The organism is Caballeronia sp. INML2, from assembly GCF_023631365.1.
GTDB lineage: Bacteria > Pseudomonadota > Gammaproteobacteria > Burkholderiales > Burkholderiaceae > Caballeronia > Caballeronia turbans.
Map to the genome: position 1 here is coordinate 1 of NZ_JALQDH010000226.1, position 396 is coordinate 396.

At 60.9% G+C, this 396-nt stretch carries 1 pseudogene; it reads right to left on the reverse strand.

What is annotated here, in order from left to right:
- Positions 1-337 (reverse strand): annotated as a pseudogene (locus NCT32_RS37110) (transposase); the annotation flags it as partial.
- Positions 338-396 lie beyond the last annotated feature (59 nt).

Genomic DNA, 396 nt, shown 5'->3' on the forward strand with positions numbered 1-396 from the left:
ATCGGCGGTCGAGCTCCGCCTGCGCGAAATATGCGGAGGCCTTACGCAGGATCTCGTTGGCCGTGCGCAGTTCACGATTCTCGCGCTCCAGTTCCTTCAGACGCGCCAGCTCCGAAGTTGTCGCGCCAGCTCGTTGGCCACGGTCGCGCTCAGCCTGAACGATCCAGTTGCGAACCGTCTCGCGTGACATCCCCATCTTCGAGGCGATCGAGCGGATCGCCGCGCCCTGCGTTTGATACTCGTGTTGGTGCTCAAACACCATCCGGATCGCTCGCTCACGGACCTCGTCCGAATATCGCGCGCCGGTGGGCTTCCTTGTCTTGCCTTCGCTTTCCATGCTTCAAATCTCCCGTTACAGCCAAGATCCGAAGTCTCCTACATTTCCGGGGCGGTTCA